Genomic DNA, 25,843 nt, shown 5'->3' with positions numbered 1-25,843 from the left:
ACACCATGACCACCATCGAAACCGCCGCACCCGCACAGGTCCGGTCCGAGCACGACCTCCTCGGCGACCGGGACGTGCCCGTGCACGCCTACTGGGGCGTGCACACGCTCCGCGCCGTGGAGAACTTTCCCATCACCGGCCAGAAGCTGTCCTCCAACATGCACCTGGTCCGCGGGCTTGCCGCCGTGAAACTGGCCGCCGCCCGCACCAACCGCGAGCTCGGCCTGCTGGACGCCGAACGCGCCGACGCCATCGAGCAGGCATGCCAGGACGTCATGGCCGGCCGCCTGGCCGACCAGTTCGTGGTGGACGTCGTCCAGGGCGGTGCCGGGACGTCGTCGAACATGAACGCCAACGAGGTCATCGCCAACCGGGCGCTGGAAATCCTGGGACACCCCAAGGGCGACTACGCCCGGCTGCACCCCAACGACCATGTCAACCTCAGCCAGTCCACCAACGACGTGTACCCCACGGCCGTGAAGCTGGGCACCATCTTCGCCGCCCGGGAACTGCTGGCAGCCCTCGAAGAACTCGAGGATGCCTGCGCTGCCAAGGCACTGGAATTCCGCACCGTGGTGAAGATGGGCCGCACCCAGCTCCAGGACGCCGTGCCCATGACCCTGGGCCAGGAGTTCGGCAGCTACGCCGTGACCATCGGCGAGGACCGGCTGCGACTGGCGGAGGCCGAGCTGCTGATCCACGAGATCAACCTCGGCGCCACCGCCATCGGCACCGGCCTGAACGCCCCTGCCGGCTACGCCGCAACAGCCTGCCGGCACCTGGCGGAGATTACCGGGCTGCCCCTGGTGACCGCCGTGGACCTCATCGAAGCCACCCAGGACGTGGGCGCCTTCGTGCACCTGTCCGGCGTGCTCAAGCGCGTTGCCGTGAAGCTGTCCAAGATCTGCAACGACCTGCGCCTGCTCTCCTCCGGCCCGCGTGCCGGCTTCGGTGAAATCAACCTGCCGGCCGTGCAGTCCGGCTCCTCCATCATGCCCGGCAAGATCAACCCGGTCATCCCGGAGGTGGTCTCTCAGGTGGCCTACGAGGTGATCGGCAACGACGTCACCATCACCATGGCCGCCGAGGCCGGGCAGCTGCAGCTCAACGCGTTCGAACCGATCATTGTCCACAGCCTCCACAAGAGCATCTCCCACCTCGAGGCAGCCTGCCGCACCCTTACGGCCCGCTGCATCCGTGGAATCACCGCCAACACCGACCACCTGCGCCGCACCGTGGAGCAGTCCATCGGCCTGGTCACCGCTTTGAACCCCCACCTCGGCTACGCCACGGCCACGGCCATCGCGCAGGAAGCACTTGCCACCGGCAAGGGCGTGGCCGAGCTGGTCCTGGAACATGGGCTCCTCACCGATGCCCAGCTCCAGGAACTCCTGAGCCCCGAACGCCTGGCAAACCTCAGCAAGTAGTCCCCAACTGCTCCCCGAAGGACACCCCCATGACTAATACTCCCCTTCCAGACCACTTGATTGATGGTGGTCACGCGCATGCGTCCGAGACCTCCCTGCACGCGGAGGACAAGGGTTACCACAAGAACCTGAAGCCGCGGCAGATCCAGATGATCGCGATCGGCGGTGCGATCGGTACCGGCCTGTTCCTGGGCGCCGGCGGCCGGCTCAACGCCGCGGGCCCGTCCCTGGTCATCGCGTACGCGGTGTGCGGGTTCTTCGCGTTCCTGATCCTGCGCGCCCTGGGCGAACTGGTCCTGCACCGGCCCTCCTCGGGCTCGTTCGTCTCCTACGCCCGTGAATTCTTCGGTGAAAAAGCCGCGTTCGTCTCCGGCTGGTTCTACTGGATCAACTGGGCCACCACCACCATCGTGGACATCACCGCCGCCGCCCTCTACATGCACTTCTTCGGCAACTACGTCCCCTGGATGGCCGATGTCCCGCAGTGGGCCTGGGCACTGACCGCCCTCGTCGTGGTCCTGGCCCTGAACCTGGTCTCCGTGAAAGTCTTCGGCGAAATGGAATTCTGGTTCGCCCTGATCAAGGTCGCCGCCCTCGTCGCGTTCCTCATCATCGGCACCTACTTCGTCATCTTCGGCACCCCCGTCGACGGCCAGCAGGTCGGCATCAGCCTCCTGTCCGACAACGGCGGGATCTTCCCCAACGGCCTGCTGCCCATGATCATCCTCATGCAGGGCGTCCTGTTCGCCTACGCCTCCATCGAACTCGTCGGCACCGCCGCCGGCGAAACCGAAAACCCCGAAAAAATCATGCCCAAGGCCATCAACTCCGTGGTCTTCCGCATCGCCGTGTTCTACGTCGGCTCCGTGATCCTCCTGGCCCTGCTGCTGCCCTTCACCTCCTACCAAAAAGGCGTCAGCCCCTTCGTGACGTTCTTCGGCTCCATCGGCGTCCAGGGCGTGGACGTCATCATGAACCTCGTGGTCCTCACCGCAGCCCTGTCCTCCCTCAACGCCGGGCTCTACTCCACCGGCCGGATCCTGCGCTCCATGTCCGTCAACGGCTCGGCCCCCAAATTCGCCTCCCGCATGAACAAAGCAGGCGTCCCCTACGGCGGCATCGCCATCACCGCCGTCGTCTCCCTCCTCGGGGTCCCGCTGAACTACCTCGTCCCGGCCGAAGCCTTCGAAATCGTCCTGAACATCGCCTCCGTCGGCATCATCATGACCTGGGCCACCATCGTCCTCTGCCAGATCCAGCTCAAACGCTGGGCCGACAAAGGCTGGGTCGAACGCCCCTCCTTCCGGATGTTCGGCGCCCCCTACACCGGCTACCTCTCCCTGCTCTTCCTCGTCGGCGTCCTCATCATGGTCTTCATCGACTCACCCCTGACCATGCTCGTCACCGCCATCGCGTCCGTCCTCATGGTCCTCGGCTGGTACGCCTGCCGCCACCGCATCCGCCAAATCGCCGAAACCCGCGAAGGCTTCACCGGGACGTCCCCGGTGGTGGCCAACGCGGCGGCTGACACCTTCAAGAAGTAACTGCCTTAAACGTCCGACGGCGGCACCTGGGTTCTGGAAGTCCGGAACCCAAGTGCCGCCGTCGGGGTTTAAAGGTGGCTCACCCCGTCACTTGGACGGCTTGACCACCATGGCTGATCCGCCGCCGCGCCTGACCGGCTCGGCTGCGGCCAGGGTCCGTCCGTCGTCGAGGAACTCGATGGCGGTGGCGGCCCCGATCTCCGAGGCGGACGTGAACGAGTCACCCGACGGCGTCAGGATGTGGCCGAACCGGGACGTCAGGGCCGGGCCGTACTTGTCGATGAACGCCGGCTCTGCGGTTACCTTCTCGGTGTTCCGCTGGGAAGCCCGGGGGGCCGCAATGGCATCCGGGATGCTCATGCCCAGGTCAATGCGGTTGACGATGGTCTGCAGGACCGTGGTGATGATGGTGGAGCCGCCCGGGGAGCCCAGTGCCAGGAACGGCTTGCCGTCCTCGAGCAGGATGGTGGGCGACATGGACGACCGCGGCCGCTTGCCCGGCTCAATCCGGTTGGGGTCCTCGGCGCTGTAAACCGTGGAGAAGTCGGTGAGCTCGTTGTTGAGCAGGAACCCGCGGCCGGGAACAACCATGCCGGAGCCGCCGGTCTGTTCAATGGTCAGCGTGTACTCCACCACGTTGCCCCACTTGTCCGAGACGGTCATGTTGGTGGTGGAGATGTTCTCCGTGTCCTTCTCATCGGCGAGCGCGGCCGGTTCCGCCGGGCAGCTTCCGTCGTAGGAGGTGACGTTGCCGGGCTTCACGGGTTTGGGTGCCGCATGGTTGGGGTCAAGCTCGCAGGCGCGTTCCTTGCCGAAGACGGGATCGGTCAGCGCTTCGGTGGGCACGTCCACGAAGGCGGGGTCACCCACATATTTTCCCCTGTCCGCGAAGGCCAGGGCGCTGGCCTCCAGATAGTGGTGCAGCACGGCCGGCTGGTCATTCTTCAGTGCCGGCAGGTCGAACACGTCCAGGATGTTCAGCGACTCCCCCACCGTGGTGCCGCCGCTGCTTGAAGGTGCCATGCCGTAAACGTCATAGCCGCGGTAGTTCACGTGCGTCGGGTCCTGGTCCAGGGCCTCGTAGCCGGCCAGGTCATCAGTGGTCATGGAACCCACGGGGACGGGGAGCTTGGTGTCCGGGGACTTGGGCGGGTTCTGGACCGTCTTGGCGATTTCCTCCGCGAGCGGGCCGGTGTAGAACGCGCCCATGCCCTTGCGGGCCAGCAGGCGGTAGGTGTCCGCGAGGTCGTGGTTCTGGAAGACCGAGCCCACTTCGGGCAGCTTGCCGCCCTGCAGGTACAGGTCCTTGGTGGAGGTGAAGGCCTCGAACCTCGCCTGGTTGTCTGCGGTCTGGCTGCGGAACGTCTCATCCACCACGAACCCGCGGTCTGCCACCTTGATGGCAGGTTTCAGTGCGTCCCCCAGGCTGATGCTGCCCCAGCGTTCCAGTGCCCGCTCCCAGGTGGCGGGCGTACCGGGAACGCCCACGGAGACGCCACTGGTGACGAGTTCCGGGGTGAACCGGTACGGCTTGCCGGTGGCGGGATCGATGAAGGCATCCTGCTTGATTCCTGCCGGCGCCGTTTCCCGGCCGTCGATGGTGCTGACCTTCCCGGACTTGGCGTCGTAGTAGACGAAATAGCCGCCGCCACCGATCCCGGCGCTGTACGGCTCGGTGACTCCAAGGGTGGCTGCCGCGGCAACGGCCGCATCCACCGCGTTCCCGCCCTTGCGGAGGACCTCGATGGCTGCCGCTGATGCTTCCGGGTCCACCGTACTGACCGCGCCGCCGTAGCCGGTGGCCGTGGGGTCCTTGTCTGTCTGCCGCGGATCGGCCGAAGCGGGGCTGATGGCCCCCGTGGTGACGCTCATCGCCAGCGCCGCAGTAACAGCTGCGAGCCGGCGTCCCAGATGTGGCATGGTGGCTCCTAAAGGGGATGTTGAGTGATGTGGGCCACGCTACTCTTCGGGTAGGACACACTCAACGACTCCGGGAAGGAAGGGCATCATGCCAGGATCCAAACTCGCGGTGGTGGGCGCCGGCAGCGTCGGCACTTCGCTGGCATACGCGGCACTGATTCGTGGTTCGGCCAGCAGCATCGCCTTGTTCGATGTCAACGCGCCCAAGGCGGAGGCGGAAGCCCTGGACCTTGCCCATGGCAGCCAGTTCGCTGCGGCGTCGGCCACGGTTGCGGGCGGCGGGGATATCGCTGTCACGGAAGGCGCCGACGTCGTGGTCATCACGGCCGGCGCCAAGCAGAACCCGGGCCAGAGCCGGCTGGACCTGGCCGGCACCAATGTGCGGATCCTGGAACAGCTGATGCCGCCGCTGCTTGAGCGGGCACCGGACGCCGTCTACGTCCTGGTGACCAACCCGTGCGACGTCCTGACGGTGGCGGCCCAGCGTATTTCCGGACTGCCCCCGCAACGGATATTCTCCTCCGGCACCGTTCTGGACACGTCCCGGCTGCGCTGGCTGCTGGCCCGCCGGGCAGGGGTTTCCGTCTCCAGCGTCCACGCAAGCATGGTGGGCGAGCACGGCGACACCGAATTCCCGCTCTGGTCCGGCGCCACTATTGGCCCGGTGCCGATCCGCGAGTGGACAGAAGGCGGCGAGCGGATCTTCACGCCCGAATACCTCGCCGGCACTGCCACGGAAGTGGTGCAGGCCGCCTACAAGGTCATCGCCGGCAAGGGGGCCACAAACTACGCCATCGGCCTGTCCGGCGCCCGCATCGTGGAGGCGCTCCTGCGCGACGACAATGCCGTCCTGCCGGTTTCCACCGTCCTGTCGGGGCTTCACGGGATCTCCGGGGTGGCCCTGTCCCTGCCCAGCGTGGTGGGCCGCGGCGGCGTGCACCGCGTCCTGGAAACGCCCATGGACGACGGCGAACTGGCGGCACTGCGGCACTCCGCGGACACCCTGCGCCACACCATGGACGCGCTGGGCCTCTGAAAGGACGTCATGCAACGCCGCCGCAACCCTCCCGGGCGACGGGTTCGCATAAGCTCACTTCCAGGTGCCAAACGCTGACCCGAACACGGCTGGCTCAACGACGAACCAACAGGAGTAGACCCATGACCAACTGGCGGATCAGGGATTTCCATTCGGCTGACCTGGACGGCATCCTGCACCTGTGGGAGACGCTGAAGGCCAACAACGTCGAGCCCGTCTACGCCCTGTCCGAGGTCCTCGCCTCCTGCGAGAAGGACCACGCCGTGGTGGCGGTGCTGGGTGAGCAGGTGGTGGGCGCCGCCGTCGGACGTGCCGCCCACGACCAGGGCTGGATCGTGTTCCTGGCCACCCTGCCCGAGTACCGCGGCCGCGGCATCGGCACCTCACTGTTGGCCGCCGTCGAAAACCGCATGGCCCCGCACGGCCTGAACAAGCTCTCGGCGCTGATGCCGGAATCCGAAACCCGGGTGGAGGCCTTCCTGGGCCGCGGCTTCGCACTCAAGAAGAACCTCCGCTACTTCGAACGCACCATCCCGGTCCAGCGCCAGGAGCTGGGCGCCCTCGGCCAGCTCGGCGGCCGCGTCCTGGCCCGCGACCTGTGGGAAAACGTGGCCGGCATGCGCAAGGAAAAGGAACTGCTCGAACGCCGCCTGGTGCTTCCGCTCGCCGAAGCGGACCTGGCTGATGAATTCGGCGTGGTGCCGCCGCGCGCCGTCGTCCTGTTCGGCCCGCCCGGCACGGGTAAGACCACCTTCGCCAAGGCCATCGCGTCCCGGCTCGAATGGCCGTTCGTGGAAGTGTTCCCCTCCCGGCTGGCCGGCGATCCCCAGGGGCTTGCCGGCGCGCTCCGCGAAACCTTCCTGGAGATCGCCGAGCTGGAGCACGCCGTGGTGTTCATCGACGAGGTGGAGGAGATCGCGTCCCAGCGGGCCGGGGATCCGCCGTCGCCGCTGCAGGGCGTCACCAACGAGCTGCTGAAGATCATCCCCGCGTTCCGCGAACAGCCCGGCAGGCTCCTGGTCTGCGCCACGAACTTCATCCGCGCCCTGGACTCGGCGTTCCTGCGCCACGGCCGGTTCGACTACGTCATTCCCATTGGGCTGCCGGACCGGCAGGCGCGGGAGGCGATGTGGCAGCGGTTCATTCCCGCGGCCGTGGTGGACGCCGTTGACGTGGAGCTCCTGGTGGAACGCACGGAGGGCTTTTCGCCGGCGGACATTGAGTATGCCGCCCGCAGCGCGTCCCAGCGGGCCCTGGAGAAAGCAGTGTACGACGACGGCGGGCTGGCCTCGGGAGGCGACGTTTCGGTCCGGGAGGCGGTCCGGAAGGGTCCCTCAACCCAGGACTACCTCGACGCCATTGGTGATACCCGGACGACCGTGAGCGCCGAGGTGCAGGCGGACTTCCTGGAGGACATCGAAGCCCTGGGACGGGTGTAGCCTGCCGGCCTTCCGGCCGGGGCGTGGGGGACCTTTGCCTCTTTGCCCGGCTGCTGCGCACCGCCAAAGTGGTGCCCATGGCAAAGATCCTGATCCCGTACGGAACCTCGGAGGGCCAGACGGCCCGCATCGCCGACTACATCTCCGACGTGCTGCAGGCCCATGGCCACCAGGCCGACACACTGGACCTCAAGCACGCAGACCACGACCTCCCGGACGGCTATGACGCCGTCATGGTGGGCGCCTCGGTCCATGCCGGAAAACACGAAGGCTACGTGGCCGATTTTGTCCGCAGGAACCTGCCCGCCCTGCAGAATATGCCGGACGCCCTGTTCTCGGTCAGCCTCTCAGCCCATGGCGACCCGGAGGACGCGGAAAAGTACGTCGCGGAATTCGAGGACGGCACCGGCTGGCGGCCGGACAAGGTGGCGATGTTCGGCGGTGCACTCCTCTACACCCAGTACGGGTTCCTGAAGCGCACGATGATGAAGAAGATCGTCAGCAGCCAGGGCAGCCCGGATACCGATACCGGCCGGGACTACATCTATACGGAATGGGACGGCGTCCGCCGGTTCGCGGAGGAGTTCCTGGTCTACATGGAGCGGAATCCGGGTCCGGTGTCGTAGCGGAGGTTCTCGTAGTCAGTGTCGTCCGCCTCGTCCAGCTGCGCGTCGAATTCCTCCAGCAGCCAGGGATTGGCCCGCGCCAGGATCTTCCGGACCTCGTCCACCTCCACGGCGGCATAGAGCACGGGCCGGGCATCCCGGTACTTGGTCACCGGAGGCTTGTCCGGCCACTTCGCCGCCAGCGCCTCGACACGCTCAGGCAGCGAGTTATGCGCGTTGTCGGCGATCTTGACCAAGGCGGCGTCATGGTCCTCGGCGATCTCACGGATGCCGGACTGGTAATCGTCGGGGTTGCTGTGCAACCGGTTGGTGACGCGCTCAATGATGTCCACGGAGCGCTCAGGGACGCCCATCTCCAGCAGGGCCTGCCGTGTCATCGGCGTGTCCTCGGCAATGTCGTGAAGGTAGCCCGCGATCCGGATCTCGTCGTCGAAGTCCGCCAGGGCATCTCCGACGGCCAGGACGTGGTCCCGGTAGGGCCGCTTCAGCTTGTCCTTTTGCCGGTTGTGGGCCACCTCGGCGAGGACTTTGGCGGTTTCCACCGTGAATGTTGGCGTCCGGCCCTGGGCCGGAATCTGCTCGTCTGACATCCACCAAGCTTAGCCAGCCGGCGGACGCTCCATCCCTGGCCACACCCAGGGTTCGCGGGGCAACTGTGCCGGGTCGAGGGCGTGCAGGGCCTGGTCCAGTGTTCCGGCGGGCAATCCCAGGGACTCCAGCAGCAGGTTCCGCACCTCCCGGGCTGTTACGCCGGCTTGGCCAAGGTCCGCCAGCGTGACCGCGCCGTCGCGCTTGGCCAGCCGCACGCCGTCGCGGTTCACCACCAAGGGCACATGCACATATTCCGGTACGGGAATATTCAGGAGGGAGGCCAGGTAGGCCTGCCGGGGCGTGGACGGGAGCAGGTCGTCGCCGCGGACCACCTGGTCAATGCCCTGCGCGGCATCATCCACCACAACGGCAAGGTTGTAGGCGGTCACGCCGTCGTTCCGGCGCAGCACGAAATCATCCACGACGCCGGTGAACGTCCCGTGCATGACATCCTGCACCGTGTAGTCATCAACGTCGGCGCGCAGCCGGATGGCCGCCGGCCGGGTGGACCGTTTGTAGTCGAGCTCTGCCCGGTCCAGGTTGCGGCAGGTGCCGGGGTAGGCCCCCTGTGGAGCGTGCGGCGCGGACGGCGCCTCCTGGATTTCACGGCGGGTGCAGAAGCATTCGTAGGTCAGCCCCGCCGCTTGAAGCCGGTTGATCGCCTCGGCGTAAATGGGTCCGCGGCTGGTCTGTCGCACCACCTCCCCGTCCCAGGTGATGCCCACCGCCGCCAGGTCACGCAGCTGCACGGCTTCCGCACCGGCGCGGGCGCGGTCCAGGTCCTCCACCCGCAGCAGGAATCGGCGGCCGGTGGAGCGGGCGAAAAGCCAGGCGAGGATTGCGGTTCGAAGGTTCCCGACATGGAGTTCACCCGATGGGCTGGGGGCAAAGCGGCCGGCGGAAGTCATGGAACAACCCTAGACGGAAGCACACAAGAGCCCCTCAGCTACCGATGACTTCCGGGAACCGGGCGTCGGTAGCTCAGGGGCTCTTGCCGTGTTTGCAGAATGAGCGTGGTGTGAACAAGCCTCAATCAGCGGCAGCCTCCTTGCGGGAAACGGTGTCCAGGGGCCGGGTGGTGTGCCGGGGAACCTGTAGCCTGCGGGGAACCAGCGGTAGCTTTTGCCCTTGTTGCCACTATTTCAGCAGACACCCTACAGTTGGGACAACCACCAGTACTTCAGTTGGTCAGACTGACCAATCCATGGAGTTCCCAGCGACAGGAAATGATCAGATTGCAGGAACTGGACCACACCGACCGGCGCATCCTCAGCGCCCTTGACGAGGATCCCCGGGTTCCCATCATGGTGCTCGCGCAACGCCTGGGCCTTGCCCGGGGAACCGTCCAAAGCCGGCTGGAGCGGATGGCGGCATCCGGAGCCCTCCGCCCCAACAGCAGCCGGGTGCTCCCAGCGGCACTGGGCCGCGGCGTGGCCGCCGCCGTGAGCGCTGAACTGGACCAGAGCCACCTCAACGAGGCCATCGCGGCGCTGCGCGACATCCCGGAAGTGCTGGAATGCCATGCCCCTGCCGGGGACACCGACCTGCTGATCCGCGTGGTGGCCAAGAGCCCGGACGATCTGTACCGGGTGTCCGAGGAGATCCGGCTCTGCCCGGGCATTGTCCGTACCTCCACGAGCATGTTCCTTCGCGAGGTCATCCCATACCGGACCACCGGGCTCCTGAAAGGCCGGCCGGAATAGCCGGCGGCCCACAGGGAACCTCTCCCCATCGCCGCCCGCAGGCTGCCCGGCTAGGCTGGCACGGAAGAGCCAACAGGGGGACAACATGGCGGGGAACTTTTACGGCGCGGATGTGGCGCAGCTGCGGCAACTGGCCAAGGAGCTGTCAGCCGGCGCCAACCGGCTTAATGCCCTGGGGCAGCAGCTCGGCAGCAGCATCGGCTCCGGCCTTTGGAAAGGGCGCGACGGCGACAGGTTCCGCAGCGAGTGGACGGCATCGCACGCGAAACTGCTGAGGTCGGCCACGTCAGGGCTTGAATCAGCAGCCAGGACGCTCCTGGCCAATGCGGACGAACAAGAGAAGGCAAGCACCAGCGGTCCGGGCGGCGCCGGCGGGTCCGGAGCCGGCGGGGCTGGCGGGACCGGCGGGGCAAGCGCGCAGGACCTGACGGATATCCTCACCGCCATGACGCCTGCCGAGCGGCGCGCCTACCTGTAAAGCGACGAGTTCCGCCGGTGGGCCCAGGCAAACCCTGAAGCTGCCAAAGCCGCCATGGATGCCGCCGCGGACTCGGGCCTCATCAGCAAGAGCTCCAAGGGGTACCAGGACTTCCTCAACGACTACTGGAACGGGCAGGCGATGCTGGCGATGGGCATCGATCCAGCCGACTGGGACACGTCCAAGGGCACGGAATACAACTGGGAGACCATCGCCAAGGTCTATGACTTCTACGGCCGCGCCTACCTTGCCAATCCCGATCTGCAGTGGGCAGGCATGGCCAACATGATTGGCCCGTCCTTCGCCGGCGGTTTCCGGGACATGGCCATGCTGCGGGACCTGGCCCAGCAAATCACCGACAACCCCGCCTCTGACATCCCGCTCCCGGTCCTTGACCAGCTGGAACAGCTCGCAGGCATGACGGACGACGAAATCCGTTTTTATGAGACCAGCATGCTGGACATGAACAAGGAAATCTTCCTGGACCAAGCCCGCCAGCGCCAGGCGTACATGGACGGCGGCATCGCGGAGATCAACCGTCTTCGCGACTCGGGCGCCATCGACCAGGCCACGGCCAACGCGTGGGCGCAGATCGATTCCGGCGATCCCAGCCAGGTTCGCGAGGGCAACACCACACTCCTCTACCGCGAACAAAACGAAATCATCGCGGACGACTACGACGCCATGCGCAGCCACCCCGGAGGCGAAGCGGTTACGTACATGGTCACGCTCGCCGGGGAACCATCCATCCCGGGAGCCAGGAGCTACCCCGAGGTGTTTCCCTACACCTTCAGCGTGGAAAGCCCGGGGCCGGAAAACATCCCCTTCACCAGCTGGGACAATCCCGCCCAGTTCCGCACCGACTTCACCACCGGCTTCCCGGACGGAAACATCGCCAACGCGGACCAGCGCTGGAACCTCATCAGGCAGGACACCCTCCCCGCCTACCAGCACCTTCTGGCCACGGACCCCGAGGGTGCTGCACAGATTATCGGTTCCGATTTCAACGGGAGGGTGGCCCAATACCGGCCCACCAACAATATTCCCGGTATCATGGACCGGTTCCTTGACGGCTTCGACGCGGAGGTCCACCAGTGACTGCCACCCACCGCATCGCCGCACCCGGGCGGTGTGCCGCCGTCGCCAGTGCCCTGATGTCCCTCCTTGTCCTGACCGGCTGCCAGGCCGCCGCGCCGGCTCCGGCCGATCCCACCACCGCCACTTCATCTTCTGCAGGGAGCACCGTGAAAACCTCTTCGTTCTCCACACTTGACGCCGCCGGTGTGGAAAGCATCCGCAACAGCCGGACGGCCCGCCTGGACATGAGTTCGGGGCGCCTTGAGAAGGAGGCAGTGCGGGTCACCAAGGACAGCTACGGCCCGGAGATCAACACCCGGGACTTAGGCAAGATCAGCCTCAGCATCCTGGCGCCCAGCGGTGAGATCACGGCCGAAACGGACCGGATCCGTTTCAACACCACGGACTCGCGCACGGATTTCAGCGAGGTGACCTACTTCCTCACCGCCGGCTCACCCGAGGAGTACTTCGAGCTGATCAGGGACGGCGTGCAGCGGTACGGGATAGCTGCGGATGCGGCCGAGGAATGGATCAGCAGCACCCAGGCGGACCCCGGCTCCAAGAGCGACTTCTCCATCACGCCCGGGACCGGCACCGGGCTGGTGGTGAACTACGATCTCCGCTACGACGGCAGCAAGGACACCCAGGTGATCATCGTCCACGTCCTCCCCGCACCCTGACCCGCCGGGCCACGCCTAGACCGGCGGTCCGGCGTTGGACTTCAGGTTCTTCATGACGAGTGTTGAAGTCAGCCGCTCGACGCCGGGCAGCGATGTGAGTTCGGTGTCATAGAAGCGCTGGTAGGCGGGCAGGTCCGCCGCGATGACCTTGAGCAGGTAGTCCGGGGATCCGAACAGCCGCTGGGCCTCCACGATGTTCGGGTTGTCCGCCACCCGGTTCTCGAAGATCTCCATCGTGGGCCGGTCCACCTGCCGGAGCGTGACGAAGACGATTGCCTCAAATCCCAGGCCCACCGCGGCGGGGTCAACGTCCGCCTTATACCCGCGGATGACTCCGGACTGCTCCAGGTCCCGCAGCCGCCGATGGCAGGGCGCCACGGTCAGGCCCACCTTCGAGGCGAGGGCGGTGGCGGTCATCCGGCCATCTTCCTGAAGGTGTCGCAAAATATTTCTGTCGATGTTGTCCAGCACGCAATAAACATACTGCCTCTGCTGCGAGGCGGGCGAAAAAGGGACAGCACTTTTGGTGCCATTCTTCCTATGGTTGCTCCTGAGAGACGTTCGACAGGAGAAACCGATGAATCCGCAGCTGTTCCTGGCCTTCCTGGTGGTGGCCGCAGCCCTGGCCTGCACGCCTGGAGTGGACTGGGCGTACACCATCGCGGCCGGACTCCGGCAGCGCAGTTTCGTGCCCGCGGTGGCCGGGCTCTGCGGCGGCTACGTCCTGCACACCGCCCTGCTCGTGGCCGGCCTGGCCGCCGTGCTGGCCGGCATGCCCGGCGTCCTTGGCTGGATAACCCTGGCCGGCGCGGGGTACCTGCTGTGGCTCGGGGTGGGAACCCTGCGCTCCTGGCGCGGTGCGAGCTTCAGTGCGGATGCCGCCGTCGGGCCGGGAACCCAGCTGCGCACCTTCCTGCAGGGCATGGGCACCAGCGGTATCAACCCCAAGGGCCTGCTCTTCTATGTGGCCCTCATTCCGCAGTTCGTCAGCGCCGATGCGTCGCTGCCCGTGCCGGTGCAGTCGGGCCTCCTGGGCATGACGTTCGTGGCGCTGGCGGGCCTGGTCTATACGGTGGTGGCCCTGCTGTCGCGCACGCTGCTGCAGAGCAGGCCCGGCGCAGCGCGCGCGGTAACCCTGGCCAGCGGCATCATCATGGTGGTCCTGGGGACTGTGCTGCTCGGCGAGCAACTGTTGCCCTTCCTGGCCAACCACTCATAGGCCAACGGGTCCTAATCCCCGCTGAGTTCCCTCCAGTCCTGCTCCCAGATCCGGCGCATTTCCTCATCCTTGCGGATGGGCGCCGGAGCCTCCAGCTCCCGCTGGGGTTCAGGGTCACCGCGCCGGCGTCCCCAGTCGCGCGGATTCAGCGAGCGTCGGCTCGATTCCAAGACCAGCAGCGCCCGGTCCGTCAAGGCGTCATTGCGCAGCGCAAGGTGCGTCTTGCGGCGGCGCAGGACCTCGGCGATCGCCTGGTGGGCCGCGTCCAGCCGGCCTTCCCTCCGCAGGGCACGGGCACGGACCAGCAGCAGGGCAGCGGAGAGGTCGTCCGCGTTCAGCAGTCCCTCCGTCCAGTCGATGACCGTGCGGCTTCGGCCCAGGCTGAGGGCAAGGGAGCAGCGGGCCAGGGCCATGGGAAGCGACGGCGGCAGCCCGGTCAGCGAGTCGAGCGCAGCCTCGGTGCGGCCGGTCTCGCGCAGCGAGTGGGCCAGGGCCAGGAACACCGATTCCTCGCTGAACAGGACGGGGATCTCCACCCGCTCAGCCAGCTCGATCCGCGTGACGATCCTGGTGAGGTAGGTGGAGGAGTACCTGTTGGCTTCATCGTCGTTCCTGGTGGTGAGCCCCCGCTGAAGGAGCTCGGAAGCACGCAGATAGCCGCCGTGTTTGTACACCAGCAGCCCGGCCATCAGGTAGCAGAGCCCGGCCCATCCGGGGTAGGCGCGCGCCAGGGTGATCAGCCGTTCCGGCTCGCGGCTGGTGAAGACGGCTTCGTGGACCGCTTTGGCAGGCTTGGGCATCAGCCGCTTGAGCCGGGGCACCTCGCCGTCGATGGACAGCAATGCGGGGTTCCGCCCACCCAGGACACCGGTCAGCAGGCCACCCACTCCCCCGGCGAGATCACGGACCGGAGTGCGCAGCTGTGCCTGTCCGAAAGGGGTGAGATCGCGGCTGTCCCAGTAGATCGGTGCAGTCTCCCCGGCGCTCATCCTTAAATGCTAACCGTGAGTTCAGAGCCCCCTCCCCAGTCCGGGCCCCAGGGCAGTCAGTTCCTGGCCATGAACCATTCGGTAAAGGCGGAGGCCCGGCCGGACCCGTCAAACCTGATGACCCACAGGTTGTCATACGTGGGGCGGCCGCCCGAGTAGGCGGTGACGCCCTGGACAAAGGCGGTGTTGCCGTCGCATCCGAGCAGCTCCCAGCTGAATGTCCAGTCGGCCGGCTCGTCGCGTGCGGCGAGCCAGCCTTCGACGATCCCCTCGTCGCCCCGCCAGGGTTCCGGATCGTGGGGACGGGTTTCATAGACCGCGTCAGGGGTGAACAGGGCGCGGATGTCATCGGCGCTGTTGCTGTTCCAGGCCGACTGGTACTTTTCCATCCAGGCGTGGACAAGATCCTCTGCCGACGCACGGCCTTTTGCTGAAGCTGGCTGGGTCATACCTAGGTTGTACCCGCGCCGCAGTGCCCGCGCAACGGCGTCACCCGTTGGCGGCTGCTATCCACACGCCGATCACCCAGGTGCTGGCAGCAAGGCAGGCGAGCCCGAATTCAGCGAGCATACCCACGCCGGTGGCCTTCAGGGCGGCCCAGCTGGACCTCGCCGCCGTCGTAAAGTTCCGCGTGCGGAGGAACTCGCTGGCCAGCAGGCCGGCAGCAAAGCCCACGAAGAGCCCCACCACGGGGATGATGAACATCCCCACGACTCCCGCAACCAAGGCCACCACGATGCTGCGGCTGGGAATGGCGTGCTGCTTGAGTTTCCTGCCGGTCAGGACGGCACCTGCCGTCATTCCCGCGGCGACGAAAATCATGGCCACCGCAAACACCACCCAGCCCGCCGTCCCGGCACCGCCCCAGATGGCCCACGCCAGCAGGCTGACACCGATCAGCACGCTCCCGGGCAGGACGGGAATGATCGTGCCGGCCACCCCCACCAGGATCGCCAGGCCGCACAGGATGGTCACCACGGTCTCGGAGCTCATGATGCCCAGTCTAGGTGGCCCGGTTCAGCGCCTTAACGCCCGACGGCGGTGCCTCCTTCGGGGAAGGAGGCACCGCCGTCGTGGTTCCGGAGGAAAGGAGTCCTACTCCGCTTCCACCGCTGCGGCGACGGCGGCGGTAACCGCCGGGGCCACGCGCGGGTCCAGCGGGCTGGGGACGATGTAGTCCGCCGACAGGTCCTCGGCGGCAAGCTCGGCAATGGCACGGGCCGCGGCCAGCTTCATGGCCGGCGTGATGCGGCGGGCCCCTGCGTCGAGCGCACCGCGGAAGATGCCCGGGAACGCCAGGACGTTGTTGATCTGGTTGGGGAAGTCGCTGCGGCCCGTGGCCACGACGGCGGCGTACTTCACGGCAACCTCGGGCAGGACTTCGGGGTCCGGGTTGGAGAGGGCGAAGACGATGGCGTCCTGGTTCATGGTGGCCAGGTGTGCCTCGTCCAGCTTGGAGGAGGAGACGCCGATGAACACGTCGGCTCCAGCGAGGGCTTCGGCGGGGCCGCCGGTGATGCCGCGGGGGTTGCTGCGGCCGGCGATGTCCGCCTTCTTGCTTCCGGGGCTGGCGGCCAGGTCCTCCCGGCCGCTGTTGATGACGCCCCGGGAGTCCAGCAGGACCACGTCGGTGATACCGGCTGCGAGGAGGATTTCGGCGACGGCGATTCCTGCCGCGCCGGCGCCGGACACCACAACCTTCAGCCCTTCCAGGCCGCGGCCGGTCACCTTGGCTGCGTTGGTGAGCGCGGCAAGGGCAACGACGGCGGTGCCGTGCTGGTCATCATGCATGACCGGGCAGTCCAGGGCTTCGATCAGCTTTTCCTCAAGCTCGAAGCAGCGCGGAGCCGAGATGTCTTCAAGGTTGACGGCGCCGAAGCTGGGGCGCAGGCGGACCAGCGTTTCGACGATCTCGTCCACGTCGGTGGTGTTGAGGACCAGCGGGATGGAGTCAAGGTCGCCAAAGGTCTTGAACAGGGCGGACTTGCCTTCCATGACGGGCAGCGAGGCGCTGGCACCGATGTTGCCCAGGCCCAGGACGGCCGTGCCGTCGCTGACAACGACCACCAGGCGCTCGGCCCAGGTCAGCGTGCGGGCGAGTTCGGGCTTGGCGTGGATGGCGCGGCTGACCTCGGCGACACCCGGGGTGTAGGCGATGGACAGGTCCCGCTTGTTGGACAGCGGAACAGTGCTGGTGACGGACAGCTTGCCGCCCTGGTGGGCGCTGAAGATCTCGTCTTCGGTCAGGGCAGTGGCTGCTGAGTTGTCGGCGGCGGTAATTGCGTCAATGGACACGTCGTTGTCTCCTGGTGCTTGCCGTGGGCGCACGGCACATGGGACTGGAACCCGGCAGCGGGCCCAGCAGGGAAAAGTAGTGCGACAGGAAACCCAGGGGTGGCGGGTCCGTGGGAACGCCGGGGATGTTTCCGCCCTGCCGCTCCTGTGCCTCCATGGTAGGCAGTCCCGAACTGCCCGGATGGCACCTCTTGACAGCCCCGGCGTCTGAAAAAACGTTTTGGCAGCGGTTTATGTGGTCCGCATCACGTAATTATGGCGGATTTAATCAGGTTTTGGTCTAGACCAGTTACGCCGATCGATTCACTGTTAACGCGGCCTCGGCTCCCGGGGACAGCCGTCCGCAGGCCTTTTTGAGGTCTTCCTCCGCTTCAAAGAGCGACAGGCGGCGGTTCCGCACGGACTGGACCAGACCAGTGACCGTCAGGAGGAGGACCCGTGCTCCCACGGCGTCACCGCAGGCGCCCGCCACGAGCTTTTCGCTGAGTGCGTCGATCTCGCGCAGGAGGTCCGTGGTGTCTTTGTCCGGCAGGTACACGCCCCTGCTGAGGCATTGCTCCACCGCGGGCTGCATGACGCGCATATGGAAGATTTCCATCAGCAGGCCGGAAAGAGCGCGGCCCCGGAAGCGCGGGGACGAGCCGCGTGAACCTGCCTGCAGCTCGTCCAGCTGCTGCCGGTACAGCGCCAGCATCAGATGGGTGGGGGACGGAAAGTAGCGGTAGAGCGTGCCCAGCGGCACGTCTGCTTTTTCTGCGACCTGGGAGAGTTCCACGGCATCAAGCCCCGTGCGGGCAAACCCGGCAGCGGTATCAAGGATCCGTGCGTAGCGGAGGCGCTGGCGTGGAGCGGAAGGCCTGGCGGCCATGGGCGGATGGTCTGAAAAAGTCTCGGGCATCAGCATTCCGGGGTTGTGTCGTAGGGACTGCGGCCAGGAGCGCCCCCACTTCCGTACCGCCCTGCAGCCCGGTTCAACTATACGGCACAGGCACGTGACCTAATTAGTCAGCGGCCTTATCTTCAGGCCCCCAAGGGGTCAGTCGACGCCCCGGATCTTCACCACAAAGACCGCGCCCAGCAGTCCAATTGCCGCAGCGGTGAGGAACAGTGTGCGGTAGCCGCCCCAGTAGTTCACGGCCAGGAGCGCCAAAGCCGGAGCAACCACCTGCGGCAGCGAGTTGGCCACGTTGATGACGCCCATATCCTTGCCCCGGCTGACGGCGAAGGGCAGGACCTGGGTCAGCAGGGCAAAGTCCACGGCCAGGTAGGCGCCAAACCCGATGCCCAGGACCGCGGCACCGGCCAGCGCACCGGGCCACACGGGAAAGAACGCCATGATGGCACCGGCCATGGCGATGGTGGCGGAGGATCCGATGACGAAGGGCTTCCGCCGCCCCGCCCTGTCACTCCAGGGCCCCGCGACGACGGCGGTGATCATCACCATCACGGCATAGATGCCGGTCAGGACCAGCACCCCCATGGCGGGATCCCCATAGTGGATGACGTCGCGAAGGAAGAAGAGGAGGTAGACGATGGTCAGCTGGTTGCCCACATTGACCAGAAAACGGGTGAGCCAGGCCCACGCGAAGTCCGGATAGCGCCGGGGGCTGATCCAGAAGCCCTTGAGGAAAACGCGGGGCCGGAAGGACTCCAGCTCCGACTTCGGCAAGGCCGGGTCGTTCCGGTGGAAGAGGTACGGCAGGACGGAGAGCAGCAGCGCACCCGCGCAGAGCCAGTAGCCCACCATGAAGTTCCCGGAGACCACGGCGCCGAAGACCGCCCCCGTGAGGATGCCGAGGGTCTGGCCCATGGCCGCGAGTCCGCCCACTCCCCCGCGCTGGACCACGGGTACCCGGTCCGGGACGGCGGCGGTGATGGCGGCGTAGGCGGCGTTTGCGCCCAGCTGCACCAGGCACCAGAAGAGAACCATGAGCGCCACGGCACCCGAGAAGGACATGGCCAGCAGCGCCGCGGTGGCAAGCACTGCCCCGGCCAGCACCCACGGCGCCCGCCGGCCGAACCGTGAGGTGGTCCGGTCCGACAGCGCACCGAAGAGGGGGTTGGCCACCAGCGACACGGCGGCCCCGCAGGCCGTGACCAGGGACAGGATGGCTTCCTTGGCAGGCGCATCGATGCTGATGGCCTGCTGGCCGATGAAGACGTTGATGGGGCCGAAGAAGGCGGCGTTGATCCCCACGTTCACCAGCACCAGCCCGGTCACCCAGCGGGCAGTGACCCGCTCAACCGGTTCAGCGAGCGCTGCCGCCGGGGTTTGGGCAGCGAAGGTGCCGTCCGGCGCGGGCGTATTGGACACACTCATTGGTTTGGCTCCCCCTGAAACGGCCGGTTGGCGGTGGGATCAGACTATCGTGGGCGGTAACGCGCCGCCCTCTGCCGGGCGCCGAAATGTGCACAATCCACCATTACGCGAGGAGAGCCACGTGACCACACCAGCAGGAGACGGATCCGCTCCGGCCATGAACACTGCCGATCTCTATGATGAGCGCGGCGACGCACTGGCATCGGTGTCCCTGCAGTTCCAGTCCCTGGGCGGCCGGTCCCATTTCAGCGGTCCGGTCCGGACCATCCGCTGCTTCCAGGACAACGCCCTGGTGAAGTCCACGCTCGGCTCGCCAGGGAACGGTGCGGTCCTGGTGGTGGACGGCGGCGGCTCGCTGGGCACCGCCCTGATGGGGGACATGATCGCCGAAAGCGCCGTGGCCAACGGCTGGGCCGGCGTCGTCATCAATGGCGCCATCCGCGACCGGCTGGCAATCGCTGAACTGGACCTCGGCGTCAAGGCCCTCGGAAGCAACCCCAGGAAGAGCCAGAAGGCCGGAGCCGGCGAGGTCGACGTGGACGTGGTGATCGACGGCGTGACGTTCCGCCCCGGAGCCACCGTTTGGTGCGATCCCGACGGCATCCTCGTGGAACCGTAGGGCGGTTGGGCAAAAGCTTCAGCAACAAAATACGCACGGCGGGGAATAGAAAGAGCCGGTAAGATAGTTACTGGAAGCAACTATCACTGCTTATATCCTTTTTTCTTCCCTTGGAGCACCCATGTCCAAAGCCACTGCCGCGCCAGGCGCCGGAGAAACCCTGACGCGACGCCAGATCGTCACCGTAATGGTGGGCCTGATGCTGGGCATGTTCCTGGCATCCCTTGACCAGACCATCGTCTCCACGTCCATCTACACCATCGCCAACGACCTGGACGGGCTCTCCCTGCAGGCGTGGGCCACCACCGCCTACCTGATCACGTCCACGGTCAGCACCCCGCTCTACGGCAAGCTGAGCGACATCTTCGGGCGCCGCCCGCTGTACCTGACCGCCATCGCCGTCTTCCTGGTGGGCTCGCTTTACGCGGGGTCCGTGCACTCGATGACTGAACTGGCCATTGCCCGCGGCATCCAGGGCCTGGGCGCCGGCGGCCTGCTGGCCCTGGCGCTGACCATCATCGGCGACATCGTCTCGCTCAAGGACCGCGCCAAGTTCCAGGGCTACTTCATGTCCGTGTTCGGAATCTCCTCGGTCCTGGGTCCGGTGGTGGGCGGCGCGTTCGCCGGTTCCGCCAACATCCTGGGCTTTGACGGCTGGCGCTGGGTGTTCTTCATCAACATTCCCATCGGGTTGGCGGCCCTGACGGTGGTGTTCCTGTTCCTGCACCTTCCCGCCAAGCACCTCAAGCAGAAGATCGATTACTGGGGCGCGGCAGCGATCACCGTCGCCATCGTTCCCCTCCTCCTGGTGGCCGAACAGGGCCGCACCTGGGGCTGGACCTCGCTGAACTCCTTCCTCTGCTACGGCCTGGGCGTGGTGGGCATTGCCTGGTTCCTGCTGGCGGAAAAACGCGCCGGCGACTACGCACTCATCCCGCTGCGGCTGTTCCACAACGTCACGTTCGGCCTGTCCTCGCTGCTGAACTTCATCATCGGCATCGGCATGTTCGGCGCCATCGCAATGCTCCCGATGTACCTCCAGCTCGTAAAGGGCCTCACCCCCACCGAAGCCGGCCTGATGATGATCACCTTCACGGTGGGCATCCTGTTCGGATCCATCACGGCCGGCCGCACCATCTCCGCCTCCGGAACGTTCCGCATCTTTCCCATCATGGGTACCGGAATCCTGACCGCGGCGGCCCTGGTGATGGGCTTCTCGCTGGGCGTGGACACGGACCTGTGGGTGCCGGGCCTGATTGCGGTGTTCTTCGGAGTGGGACTGGGCTTCTGCATGCAGCCGCTCACGCTGGCCATGCAGACCTCGGTTCCGCCGCGGGACATGGGCGTGGGCACCTCCTCGGCAGCGTTCTTCCGCTCCATGGGCGGTGCCGTGGGAACCGCCGTCTTCATCTCCATGCTGTTCAGCCTGGCTGCCAGCCGGATCGCCGACAGCATGAAGGCCGCCGCCACGGATCCCGCCTACCTGGCCGTACTCAAGGACCCCGCCGTCGCGTCGGACCCGGCCAACGCCAAGCTGTACGACTTCTTCAAGAACGGTGCATCCAACGATTCCCTGAACGACACCAGCTGGCTGCACACCGCCAACAGCACCCTGACCAGGCCCATCACCGAAGGGTTCGCCACGTCCATTGACACGGTGATGCTGACGGCGGCAGCCCTGACCGGCCTGGCGTTCCTCATCAGCTTCGCCCTCCCCCGGAAGAAGCTAACCGACCAAAAAGCATCCCCGCAGGACAGGGACAGCATGGAGATTCCGGCGCACTAGCAGGTGCCCCGGCCCGGGGAGCGCACTGAACGGACGACGACGGCGGCACGGGCCGCCGTCGTCGTCCGGCGTTTAAGGGGACAGTCGCTCAAGGGGACAGGGGCGCCAAGTGGAACCTAAGGCGGTGACGTGCCACACTGTTTAGCGCGTGTGCGCCGGCCCCTTTGGCCGGTACCGCAGCCGACGACGTCCGCACCGCATCCATAAACCCCCCAACCCAGGGAGAACCATGCCCACTGCACAGGAGCAGACCACCACCGGGATTCCGCGGCGGGTGATCTGGCTGGCGCTCGCGGGGGCGGTGGGCGGATTCCTCTTCGGCTTTGACTCGTCCGTGGTCAACGGGGCCGTGGATGCCCTGAAGGGCGAATTCGCGCTCTCCGAGGCCGTGACAGGCTTCGCCGTGGCCATTGCCCTCCTGGGCTGCGCGGCCGGCGCCTTCCTGGCCGGCAAGGTGGCGGACCGGCACGGCCGCATACCCGCCATGAAACTCGGCGCGCTGCTGTTCCTGGTCAGCGCCCTGGGCACCGGGTTCGCCTTCGGCGTCTGGGACCTGGTGTTCTGGCGCCTGGTGGGCGGGCTGGGCATCGGCCTGGCATCGGTCATCGCCCCGGCCTACATTTCCGAGATTTCGCCGCGGCAGGTGCGCGGCCGCCTGGCCTCGCTGCAGCAGCTGGCCATCACCACCGGTATCTTCGCCGCCCTGCTGTCCGACGCGCTCCTGGCCACCACTGCCGGCGGCGCGGACCAGCGCTTCTGGCTGGGCATTGAGGCATGGCGGTGGATGTTCCTCGCTGCCGCCGTCCCGGCCGTGGTCTACGGCTGGATTGCCTTCACCCTGCCCGAGTCCCCGCGGTTCCTCGTGTTCAAGGGCAAGGAGGAGGAAGCCCGGAAGGTCTTCGCCTCGATCGCCCCCGCCGAGGATACCGACCGGCACATCCGCGAGATCCAGGACGCCATCGAGGAAGACAAGGTGGCCGGCCAGAAGGGCTCGCTGCGCGGCAAGACCCTGGGCCTGCAGGCAGTGGTCTGGGTGGGCATCGTCCTGTCCGTGCTGCAGCAGTTCGTGGGGATCAACGTGATCTTCTACTACTCCACCACCTTGTGGAAGGCTGTGGGCTTCCAGGAGAAGGACTCCCTGGCCATCTCGGTGGCAACGTCCATCACCAACATCCTGGTCACCCTGGTGGCCATTGCCTTGGTTGACCGCGTGGGCCGCCGGCCCATCCTGCTGGCCGGCTCCGTGGGAATGGCCGTGTCCCTGGGCGCCATGGCCCTGGCGTTCTCCTCTGCCACCGGCTCCGGCGAGAACATCACCCTCCCGGGTGCGTGGGGGCCGGTGGCCCTGGTTGCGGCCAACGTGTTCGTGGTCAGCTTCGGCGCCTCCTGGGGACCCCTGGTGTGGGTGCTCCTGGGCGAGATCTTCCCGTCCCGGATCCGCGCCCGGGCCCTGGGCCTGGCCGCGGCCGCGCAGTGGGTGGCCAACTTCATCATCACCCTCAGCTTCCCGGTCATGGCGTCCGCGTCCCTGCCGCTGACCTATGCCATGTACGCCCTGTTCGCCGCCGCATCCTTCTTCTTCGTCATGTTCAAGGTGCCGGAGACCAACGGCATGTCCCTGGAGCAGGCGGAGACGCTGTTCGTACCGAAGGGTTCGGCGAAGGCCAAGTAACGCCCCATCACATTCGGCAACTTTTCCGGCCACGCCCCATCAGCTTCCGCCGGAAAAAAGCAAACCCTCCATCACCTGGCGTGATGGAGGGTTTGCTGTTTACTGCCTGAAGTGTGCGGCGGTTACACGACGTGCGGTTCGTGCGAGGACAGGTAGGACCGGCCGCCGACCGCGACCAGGATGGCAACCGCCATGGCCACGGCGCCGGCGAAGAACGGGACCTGCGGGCCGAAGTGCTCGCCGAGCTGGGCCGCTGCGAACGGGGCCAGCGCGCCGCCCATCCAGCGGACGAAGTTGTAACCGGAGGATGCCACCGGCCGGGGCGAATCCGAGACACCCATGGCCAGTTCGGTGTAGATGGTGTTGTTGACGCCCAGCAGTGCACCGGCACCGATCACCAGCACGACGACGGCGGGAACCGAGTGCCCGGCAGCCAGCCCCAGCCCGGCCAGGTCCAGCATGAGCAGGAACAGCGTGCCCGTCAGGACCTTCACCGCGCCGAAGCGGGCCTGCAGCGGCGGGGCCACGAAGACCGAGAACACCGCCACGGCCACGCCCCACCCGAAGAAGACTCCGCCAATGCCGTACGCGTCCATGCCCAGGATGAACGGGGTGAAAGCCAGGATGGTGAAGAAGCCGTAGTTGTAGAACAGGCCGCTCGCCGCCGTCGTCCGCAGTCCCTTGTGTCCCAGCGCCAGCAGCGGGTCGCGGAGGCGCACCTTGCGCTCAGGCAGCGGGGTCTTGGGCAGCAGGGCGATCAGGGCGATGAAGGCGGCAGCCATGAGGACGGCGGTGCCGAAGAAGGGTGCGCGCCACTGCCAGCCGCCCAGGAGGGCGCCGAGCAGCGGGCCGAGGGAGATGCCCAGGCCCAGGGCGGCTTCGTAGAGGATGATGGCGGTCCCGGCGCCGCCGCTGGCCACGCCTACGATCACGGCGAGGGCGGTGGCCACGAAGAGGGCGTTGCCCAGTCCCCAGCCGGCGCGGAAGCCCACCAGCTCACCGACGCTGGCGGACATGCCGGACAGCGAGGAGAAGACGACAATGACGGCCAGGCCGATCAGCAGGGTCTTCTTGCCGCCGATCCGCGAGGACACAAAACCCGTGATCAGCATGGCCAGCGCCGTGACCAGGAAGTAGCTGGTGAAGAGCAGCGATACCTCGCTGGGGCTGGCGTCCAGGTTGGTGGCGATGGCCGGGAGGATGGGATCCACCAGCCCGATGCCCATGAAGGCGAACACTGCGGCGAGGGCGGTGGCCCACACCGCCTTGGGCTGCTTCAGGAATGAGGCCTTTTCGGCCTGCAGGGTTGATTCTGGTGCCGGCAGGGTTTCTGCGAGCTGGCCGTCCATGGAGGGTACTCCTAAGTTCGTGGCTAATTCAGTGTGGGTGGCTGGTTCAGTTCTGGAGGGATGCATTGATCTTGTCGATGACCGGCAGGGCCTCCGACAGGGCTTTACGGTCCTGGTCGGTGAGGGTGCTGAGGATGTCGGCCATCACCTGGTTGCGCCGCGTGTTTGCGGCGTCGACGGCGGCACGGCCTTCGGGGGTGAGGATCACCCGGACGGCGCGGGAGTCTGCCGGGTCGGGCTCGCGCCGGGCCAGGCCCGCGCGTTCGAGCTTGATGATCTGCTCGGTGGCGCTGGGCACGCGGACCCCGAGGTTCCGGGCAATTTCACCGACGCGCTGGCCTTCGCCGAGCAGCATCTTGAGCGTGCTGAGCTGGGCGGCGCTGAGTTCACCGTCCGCGTCGAGGCGCCGGACCAGGTAGACACTGTGGCGGAGGGCTTCGCGGAACCCGCTGGCGAGTTCCTGGAGCTGGGGATCGTTGGTATCCATCGTTAGGTACCCTAACATTTAGGGTACCTAACGGTCAAGATTAGAGGGCCAGCTTCATGCCGACGTGGCTGGCCTCGAAGCCCAGCTGCTGGTAGAACCGCTGGGCTGCCGTGCGGCTTTGATGGGTGGTCAGCTGCATCAGGCTGCAGCCGCGCCTGCGGGACTCCCCGGCCGCCCAGCCCACCATCAGCTTCCCGAGCCCCTGGCCGCGGAGGGACGCGTCCACCCGGACGCCCTCGAGCTGCGAGCGCCAGGCACCCTTCCGCGAGATGCCTGGCAGGAAACTCAGCTGGAAGGTGGCAACTGCCGCGCCTGCGGCCTCGCCGTGAGGCACCAGTTCGCCCACCACCAGCAGATGGTTCCGGTCAGCCGCTATCGCGTCGAAGGCGTGCTCGTAAGGTTCCATGTCCTGCGCGGTTTCCCGCCCGGCAGCCAGGGCATCATCGGCCAGCAGCCGCACCATGGCGGGCAGGTCGGCACGGGTGGCGTGGCGGAGGCGGAACGTGCCGCCGTCGACGTCGGCAGTGAACAGGGCAGGAACGGCATCTTGGGCAGGGATCACCTGCCCAGCCTTGCACAGGAAGAC

Annotated in this window: 26 protein-coding genes; 13 read left to right on the top strand and 13 right to left on the bottom strand. The window is 66.7% G+C overall.

Annotated features, from left to right (window positions below; all coding sequences use genetic code 11):
• Positions 1–5 precede the first annotated feature (5 nt).
• Entirely contained in the window at positions 6–1,427 is a 1,422-nt protein-coding gene (locus tag AB0280_RS12345; RefSeq protein ID WP_255173662.1) for an aspartate ammonia-lyase, read from the top strand.
• Between the two features lie 29 nt (positions 1,428–1,456).
• Positions 1,457–2,971 (top strand): amino acid permease, encoded by a 1,515-nt coding sequence (locus tag AB0280_RS12340; protein WP_275181997.1) that lies wholly within the window; start codon positions 1,457–1,459, stop codon positions 2,969–2,971.
• A gap of 87 nt (positions 2,972–3,058) precedes the next feature.
• Here the strand turns inward: AB0280_RS12340 and ggt are convergent, their stop codons facing one another.
• On the bottom strand, positions 3,059–4,891 hold the full coding sequence (ggt, locus tag AB0280_RS12335) for a gamma-glutamyltransferase (protein WP_224023694.1): 1,833 nt from the start codon (positions 4,889–4,891) through the stop codon (positions 3,059–3,061).
• Positions 4,892–4,979: 88 nt separating this feature from the next.
• Between ggt and AB0280_RS12330 the strand changes: the two genes are divergently transcribed.
• The 3 genes from AB0280_RS12330 to AB0280_RS12320 all read left to right on the top strand — a co-directional run bounded on the left by AB0280_RS12330 (position 4,980) and on the right by AB0280_RS12320 (position 7,992).
• A complete protein-coding gene (locus AB0280_RS12330; protein WP_159629711.1) occupies positions 4,980–5,927 on the top strand; it encodes an L-lactate dehydrogenase in 948 nt (315 codons plus the stop codon).
• Between the two features lie 122 nt (positions 5,928–6,049).
• Entirely contained in the window at positions 6,050–7,366 is a 1,317-nt protein-coding gene (locus AB0280_RS12325; protein WP_275181996.1) for an ATP-binding protein, read from the top strand.
• Positions 7,367–7,443: 77 nt separating this feature from the next.
• The gene (locus tag AB0280_RS12320; RefSeq protein ID WP_366367374.1) at positions 7,444–7,992 is read left to right on the top strand and encodes a flavodoxin domain-containing protein; all 549 of its coding nucleotides are present in this window, start codon (positions 7,444–7,446) and stop codon (positions 7,990–7,992) included.
• Here AB0280_RS12320 and AB0280_RS12315 read toward each other — a convergent pair.
• Positions 7,959–8,582, bottom strand: a complete 624-nt coding sequence (locus AB0280_RS12315; RefSeq protein ID WP_307490986.1) for an HD domain-containing protein — start codon at positions 8,580–8,582, stop codon at positions 7,959–7,961. The genes AB0280_RS12320 and AB0280_RS12315 overlap by 34 nt on opposite strands.
• Before the next feature lie 9 nt (positions 8,583–8,591).
• Positions 8,592–9,491 carry a tRNA glutamyl-Q(34) synthetase GluQRS gene (gluQRS, locus tag AB0280_RS12310; RefSeq protein WP_275181994.1) on the bottom strand — a complete coding sequence of 300 codons (900 nt, stop codon included), beginning with the start codon at positions 9,489–9,491 and terminating at the stop codon, positions 8,592–8,594.
• 318 nt (positions 9,492–9,809) lie between these two features.
• Between gluQRS and AB0280_RS12305 the strand changes: the two genes are divergently transcribed.
• The 4 genes from AB0280_RS12305 (at position 9,810) to AB0280_RS12290 (ending at position 12,521) form a co-directional block, all read left to right on the top strand.
• Complete coding sequence (locus tag AB0280_RS12305) at positions 9,810–10,286, top strand: Lrp/AsnC family transcriptional regulator (protein ID WP_307490983.1); 477 nt, start codon at positions 9,810–9,812, stop codon at positions 10,284–10,286.
• Between the two features lie 85 nt (positions 10,287–10,371).
• Positions 10,372–10,764: a hypothetical protein gene (locus tag AB0280_RS12300; protein ID WP_366367373.1), complete on the top strand. Its 393-nt coding sequence runs from the start codon at positions 10,372–10,374 to the stop codon at positions 10,762–10,764.
• Between the two features lie 54 nt (positions 10,765–10,818).
• Entirely contained in the window at positions 10,819–11,862 is a 1,044-nt protein-coding gene (locus tag AB0280_RS12295; RefSeq protein WP_366367372.1) for a WXG100 family type VII secretion target, read from the top strand.
• A complete protein-coding gene (locus AB0280_RS12290) occupies positions 11,859–12,521 on the top strand; it encodes a hypothetical protein (protein WP_374114976.1) in 663 nt (220 codons plus the stop codon). The genes AB0280_RS12295 and AB0280_RS12290 overlap by 4 nt, the downstream gene beginning before the upstream one ends.
• A gap of 15 nt (positions 12,522–12,536) precedes the next feature.
• Here AB0280_RS12290 and AB0280_RS12285 read toward each other — a convergent pair whose 3' ends face one another.
• Positions 12,537–12,992, bottom strand: a complete 456-nt coding sequence (locus tag AB0280_RS12285) for an Lrp/AsnC family transcriptional regulator (RefSeq protein WP_082006995.1) — start codon at positions 12,990–12,992, stop codon at positions 12,537–12,539.
• A gap of 106 nt (positions 12,993–13,098) precedes the next feature.
• Between AB0280_RS12285 and AB0280_RS12280 the strand changes: the two genes are divergently transcribed.
• Positions 13,099–13,740, top strand: a complete 642-nt coding sequence (locus tag AB0280_RS12280; RefSeq protein WP_255173671.1) for a LysE family translocator — start codon at positions 13,099–13,101, stop codon at positions 13,738–13,740.
• Positions 13,741–13,751: 11 nt separating this feature from the next.
• On the opposite strand, the gene AB0280_RS12275 is transcribed toward AB0280_RS12280, so the two are convergent.
• The 6 genes from AB0280_RS12275 to AB0280_RS12250 form a co-directional block, all read right to left on the bottom strand.
• Positions 13,752–14,729 carry a hypothetical protein gene (locus AB0280_RS12275; protein ID WP_275181991.1) on the bottom strand — a complete coding sequence of 326 codons (978 nt, stop codon included), beginning with the start codon at positions 14,727–14,729 and terminating at the stop codon, positions 13,752–13,754.
• 56 nt (positions 14,730–14,785) lie between these two features.
• Positions 14,786–15,178, bottom strand: coding sequence for a nuclear transport factor 2 family protein (locus AB0280_RS12270; protein ID WP_366367370.1), 393 nt, complete (start codon positions 15,176–15,178; stop codon positions 14,786–14,788).
• A 40-nt stretch (positions 15,179–15,218) separates the two neighbouring features.
• Positions 15,219–15,722 carry a DUF456 domain-containing protein gene (locus AB0280_RS12265; protein ID WP_275181989.1) on the bottom strand — a complete coding sequence of 168 codons (504 nt, stop codon included), beginning with the start codon at positions 15,720–15,722 and terminating at the stop codon, positions 15,219–15,221.
• A 102-nt stretch (positions 15,723–15,824) separates the two neighbouring features.
• A complete protein-coding gene (locus AB0280_RS12260) occupies positions 15,825–17,024 on the bottom strand; it encodes an NAD(P)-dependent malic enzyme (protein ID WP_159629689.1) in 1,200 nt (399 codons plus the stop codon).
• Between the two features lie 289 nt (positions 17,025–17,313).
• A complete protein-coding gene (locus tag AB0280_RS12255; protein ID WP_307490975.1) occupies positions 17,314–17,922 on the bottom strand; it encodes a TetR/AcrR family transcriptional regulator in 609 nt (202 codons plus the stop codon).
• Between the two features lie 138 nt (positions 17,923–18,060).
• Complete coding sequence (locus AB0280_RS12250; protein WP_307490973.1) at positions 18,061–19,344, bottom strand: MFS transporter; 1,284 nt, start codon at positions 19,342–19,344, stop codon at positions 18,061–18,063.
• 157 nt (positions 19,345–19,501) lie between these two features.
• On the opposite strand from AB0280_RS12250, the gene rraA reads away from it, so the two are divergent.
• The 3 genes from rraA to AB0280_RS12235 all read left to right on the top strand — a co-directional run bounded on the left by rraA (position 19,502) and on the right by AB0280_RS12235 (position 23,421).
• Complete coding sequence (gene rraA / locus AB0280_RS12245) at positions 19,502–19,963, top strand: ribonuclease E activity regulator RraA (RefSeq protein ID WP_224027236.1); 462 nt, start codon at positions 19,502–19,504, stop codon at positions 19,961–19,963.
• A gap of 121 nt (positions 19,964–20,084) precedes the next feature.
• The gene (locus tag AB0280_RS12240) at positions 20,085–21,749 is read left to right on the top strand and encodes an MDR family MFS transporter (RefSeq protein ID WP_224023719.1); all 1,665 of its coding nucleotides are present in this window, start codon (positions 20,085–20,087) and stop codon (positions 21,747–21,749) included.
• A gap of 229 nt (positions 21,750–21,978) precedes the next feature.
• Positions 21,979–23,421: a sugar porter family MFS transporter gene (locus tag AB0280_RS12235; protein WP_307490970.1), complete on the top strand. Its 1,443-nt coding sequence runs from the start codon at positions 21,979–21,981 to the stop codon at positions 23,419–23,421.
• 122 nt (positions 23,422–23,543) lie between these two features.
• On the opposite strand, the gene AB0280_RS12230 is transcribed toward AB0280_RS12235, so the two are convergent.
• The 3 genes from AB0280_RS12230 to AB0280_RS12220 are packed head-to-tail and all read right to left on the bottom strand — an operon-like array spanning position 23,544 to position 25,789.
• Positions 23,544–24,770: an MFS transporter gene (locus tag AB0280_RS12230; RefSeq protein ID WP_307490968.1), complete on the bottom strand. Its 1,227-nt coding sequence runs from the start codon at positions 24,768–24,770 to the stop codon at positions 23,544–23,546.
• Positions 24,771–24,816: 46 nt separating this feature from the next.
• Positions 24,817–25,257 carry a MarR family winged helix-turn-helix transcriptional regulator gene (locus tag AB0280_RS12225; protein WP_275181983.1) on the bottom strand — a complete coding sequence of 147 codons (441 nt, stop codon included), beginning with the start codon at positions 25,255–25,257 and terminating at the stop codon, positions 24,817–24,819.
• Positions 25,258–25,297: 40 nt separating this feature from the next.
• Positions 25,298–25,789 (bottom strand): GNAT family N-acetyltransferase, encoded by a 492-nt coding sequence (locus tag AB0280_RS12220; protein WP_307491060.1) that lies wholly within the window; start codon positions 25,787–25,789, stop codon positions 25,298–25,300.
• Positions 25,790–25,843 lie beyond the last annotated feature (54 nt).

The sequence above is a fragment of the Pseudarthrobacter sp. 902506025 genome, assembly GCF_040702325.1.
Taxonomy (GTDB): domain Bacteria; phylum Actinomycetota; class Actinomycetes; order Actinomycetales; family Micrococcaceae; genus Arthrobacter.
Note: the sequence above shows the minus strand (reverse complement) of the source record. Positions and strands in the feature narration are given on the sequence as shown.

What these genes read in the sequence shown, in the direction of transcription:
- AB0280_RS12345 (WP_255173662.1), top strand. Translation starts at nt 6, where the DNA reads ATGACCACCATCGAAACCGCCGCACCCGCACAGGTCCGGTCCGAGCAC.
- AB0280_RS12340 (WP_275181997.1), top strand. Translation starts at nt 1,457, where the DNA reads ATGACTAATACTCCCCTTCCAGACCACTTGATTGATGGTGGTCACGCG.
- ggt (WP_224023694.1), bottom strand. Translation starts at nt 4,891, where the DNA reads ATGCCACATCTGGGACGCCGGCTCGCAGCTGTTACTGCGGCGCTGGCG.
- AB0280_RS12330 (WP_159629711.1), top strand. Translation starts at nt 4,980, where the DNA reads ATGCCAGGATCCAAACTCGCGGTGGTGGGCGCCGGCAGCGTCGGCACT.
- AB0280_RS12325 (WP_275181996.1), top strand. Translation starts at nt 6,050, where the DNA reads ATGACCAACTGGCGGATCAGGGATTTCCATTCGGCTGACCTGGACGGC.
- AB0280_RS12320 (WP_366367374.1), top strand. Translation starts at nt 7,444, where the DNA reads ATGGCAAAGATCCTGATCCCGTACGGAACCTCGGAGGGCCAGACGGCC.
- AB0280_RS12315 (WP_307490986.1), bottom strand. Translation starts at nt 8,582, where the DNA reads ATGTCAGACGAGCAGATTCCGGCCCAGGGCCGGACGCCAACATTCACG.
- gluQRS (WP_275181994.1), bottom strand. Translation starts at nt 9,491, where the DNA reads ATGACTTCCGCCGGCCGCTTTGCCCCCAGCCCATCGGGTGAACTCCAT.
- AB0280_RS12305 (WP_307490983.1), top strand. Translation starts at nt 9,810, where the DNA reads ATGATCAGATTGCAGGAACTGGACCACACCGACCGGCGCATCCTCAGC.
- AB0280_RS12300 (WP_366367373.1), top strand. Translation starts at nt 10,372, where the DNA reads ATGGCGGGGAACTTTTACGGCGCGGATGTGGCGCAGCTGCGGCAACTG.
- AB0280_RS12295 (WP_366367372.1), top strand. Translation starts at nt 10,819, where the DNA reads ATGGATGCCGCCGCGGACTCGGGCCTCATCAGCAAGAGCTCCAAGGGG.
- AB0280_RS12280 (WP_255173671.1), top strand. Translation starts at nt 13,099, where the DNA reads ATGAATCCGCAGCTGTTCCTGGCCTTCCTGGTGGTGGCCGCAGCCCTG.
- AB0280_RS12275 (WP_275181991.1), bottom strand. Translation starts at nt 14,729, where the DNA reads ATGAGCGCCGGGGAGACTGCACCGATCTACTGGGACAGCCGCGATCTC.
- AB0280_RS12270 (WP_366367370.1), bottom strand. Translation starts at nt 15,178, where the DNA reads ATGACCCAGCCAGCTTCAGCAAAAGGCCGTGCGTCGGCAGAGGATCTT.
- AB0280_RS12265 (WP_275181989.1), bottom strand. Translation starts at nt 15,722, where the DNA reads ATGAGCTCCGAGACCGTGGTGACCATCCTGTGCGGCCTGGCGATCCTG.
- AB0280_RS12255 (WP_307490975.1), bottom strand. Translation starts at nt 17,922, where the DNA reads ATGCCCGAGACTTTTTCAGACCATCCGCCCATGGCCGCCAGGCCTTCC.
- AB0280_RS12250 (WP_307490973.1), bottom strand. Translation starts at nt 19,344, where the DNA reads ATGAGTGTGTCCAATACGCCCGCGCCGGACGGCACCTTCGCTGCCCAA.
- rraA (WP_224027236.1), top strand. Translation starts at nt 19,502, where the DNA reads ATGAACACTGCCGATCTCTATGATGAGCGCGGCGACGCACTGGCATCG.
- AB0280_RS12240 (WP_224023719.1), top strand. Translation starts at nt 20,085, where the DNA reads ATGTCCAAAGCCACTGCCGCGCCAGGCGCCGGAGAAACCCTGACGCGA.
- AB0280_RS12235 (WP_307490970.1), top strand. Translation starts at nt 21,979, where the DNA reads ATGCCCACTGCACAGGAGCAGACCACCACCGGGATTCCGCGGCGGGTG.
- AB0280_RS12230 (WP_307490968.1), bottom strand. Translation starts at nt 24,770, where the DNA reads ATGGACGGCCAGCTCGCAGAAACCCTGCCGGCACCAGAATCAACCCTG.
- AB0280_RS12225 (WP_275181983.1), bottom strand. Translation starts at nt 25,257, where the DNA reads ATGGATACCAACGATCCCCAGCTCCAGGAACTCGCCAGCGGGTTCCGC.